Origin of the sequence: Thermogutta sp. (assembly GCF_014359955.1) — a bacterium.
Classification (GTDB): Bacteria; Planctomycetota; Planctomycetia; order Pirellulales; family Thermoguttaceae; genus Thermogutta.
Genome location: NZ_JACIYL010000719.1, coordinates 1 through 2,264, shown reverse-complemented (window position 1 = coordinate 2,264; position 2,264 = coordinate 1). Strand labels below are relative to the sequence as shown.

Genomic DNA, 2,264 nt, shown 5'->3' with positions numbered 1-2,264 from the left:
AGAAAGGGATGGAAAACAGGGCGAACGCAATATTTTCCCATTTGGGGAATTTACCTGGATGGAAGAAAAGCCCGAGCGCACCGGCAGTCCAAAAAGCGACAAAACCCAGCCAGAAGAGACTGAACAAGAGAAGCCCAATCGCCGGACCACTCAAGCCCAACGGCGGGACGTCGATCAGCAGTTTATCGTCTTTCCGGATCAGGCGTATTCGGCTATCTGCAGGCTTGACAGGCGGAACTTTAGGGGCAGCACTGGCTGGCGCGGCCTGAAGCTTCTTGACATGTTCGACGAGCTCGGGAATCTCGAAGATCTCATTGCAGTACCGGCACCGGCCCAACCCTGTATCCAGATCCACATCTTCCACCGGAATTTCTTGATGGCAGGAGGGGCAAATCGGTTTCATGACCAGTTCTCCGTATGACGAGAAAATCCGTGCCGGAGTCAGGCGACCCTCACGGGCCAGTTCCCTTGCGGCCCGCCATTTTATCCCACAAGCGCCGATCCCACAACAAGACTTTGCTGGCGCAGCTTGCAGCCCGAGCGCTGGCTCTCGGCAACATTTGGGGAATCACGAATGCTCGAGTGTTGATTTCAGGCAACGCTTCTGGCGCGAGTCTTGCATTTACGAACCCGTCTTCTCGTGCGGGAACTCGCCGCTCTGTCGCAAGCACAAGCGATTCCAATGGGGTGCGGTATGGCAGTTGCGTGGCGTCTTTTCATGGATGCAGGCTCGGGAAATAACGTGCGAGCCTTTCACGCCCGAGTTTCTCGTCTTGCGATTGTCTTTCCAGAAAAGGGCTGAACCACTGTGCGGCATTTCATTGTGCTGGCGTTGCTTTGTGTCACTGTGCTTGTGGTGGGGGAAGGCCTTCTTTCCTGTTTGACAAGCACCGGTGTGGCACAAAAGGGGACAGGGCAGGATACATCGAACCTCTGGCGGCGAACCAAAGATGGCTGGGAAATCGCGTGGTGGCTGGTCGCGCGACCCCAGTTTTATTCGCCGGGTATTCACCCGGGATGGTTGCTGTTGGTACAGATGACGGGTGTCGTCGGTGCGTACTGTGTGCACCGCGCACGGCGGGGAAGAAATCGGCAGAACTCTTTGCCGTGCAGACTGGACCGGCATTCAAAGACGCCAGAAGCCGCCCGCGAAATCCCACCGCCCGGGTAGCAGGGGTAGACGTGCATCGAAGTATGAAGAGCATTGGGGGTTGAGTTTTCCATTGTGGCTCCCCGCAGAATATCCGGCCGGGTCGCCCAATTGGCAAGGGATGCCGGTTCGAGTTGTCACTGATGGGCAAGCCGCACGGTCACATCCACCTGGTTCTCCAACCGTTTGCCGGACGCCGTTTCATACCGAACAAAGACTTTTAAATGGTCGTGCTGAGGAGGCGCGTCGGGCCAGGGAAGTTCCAGGAGATATCCCTGGATCTCGGGTCGGTTGACGAGGTAACTTTGGAGTTCTTCGGGTTGGAGTTCCCAGCGGGCAATTCTCGCCGCAGAACCTCGCACCTGCGGATCGATGGCAACCACAGTGACTGTGGCAGGCTGAAGGGCGATCGCACCCTGCGCGTCAACCGGTTGCAGGAGGAGGGTTATGCCGTCGTCGCCGGGGAGGCCATCGTAGTCCCGCCCCATCGCGTGATCCACCGGTAATACCAGCCGGTCTGGCTCGTGTCCGGCGATCTCAGGCCGCGGGACGTCCGACGATGGGGCTGGGGACGGGGCACCGACTCTCGGGGCGGGGGAAAGATTGTCAGCGGTCTCATGGGGAGAATTCACCAGTGGCGCCGCCTGATTCTCTGAACTGGGGGGTAAAACCTGTGGGGGAGCCGGTTGAGAAGTTTCCTGAGGGCTGAGCCACAGGGGTGGCTCGATCGGAGAAGATGAGACCCCGGGCAGTGGCTCCGACGACGATCGCGATGGAAAGGCCGCTTCGGGAGTCGTTTCCACCTGAGGGGCAGTGATCTCGATTTTGGGCGGCACGGCGATCTTCCTGGGCACGTCGGAATCCGCAACATAGGGCGCCGCTTCCATACTTCGCCCCGGAATGTGCGTCCAAAGAGGGGCAGTTGTGTCCGGAGTGTTCCTGGTTTGCGTGGTAGGACGATCCGCCTGATCGGTCTGAGCTTTGAGCCGTTTGAGCTCGGATCGGCATGCGTCCAACTCGGCCTGCTTCTGCTCGAGGAGGTCCACAAGTTCCCAAATCTTGTTTTCGAGCGCGTAGTTTTCGCGTTCAAGCTGGGTGACGACCTGAGGCGTCC

At 58.7% G+C, this 2,264-nt stretch carries 2 protein-coding genes and 1 pseudogene; 1 reads left to right on the top strand and 2 read right to left on the bottom strand.

The genetic code is table 11. The annotated features are described in order from the left end of the window. Nucleotides 1-403: hypothetical protein (locus H5U08_RS16255; RefSeq protein WP_297035428.1), on the bottom strand; the 403-nt coding region annotated here is incomplete at its 3' end. Nucleotides 404-808: 405 nt separating this feature from the next. On the opposite strand from H5U08_RS16255, the gene H5U08_RS16250 reads away from it, so the two are divergent. After that, nucleotides 809-1,171 (top strand): hypothetical protein, encoded by a 363-nt coding sequence (locus H5U08_RS16250; RefSeq protein WP_297035425.1) that lies wholly within the window; start codon nt 809-811, stop codon nt 1,169-1,171. A 116-nt stretch (nt 1,172-1,287) separates the two neighbouring features. On the opposite strand, the pseudogene H5U08_RS16245 reads toward H5U08_RS16250, so the two are convergent. Beyond that, nucleotides 1,288-2,264: pseudogene (locus tag H5U08_RS16245) on the bottom strand (hypothetical protein); the annotation flags it as partial.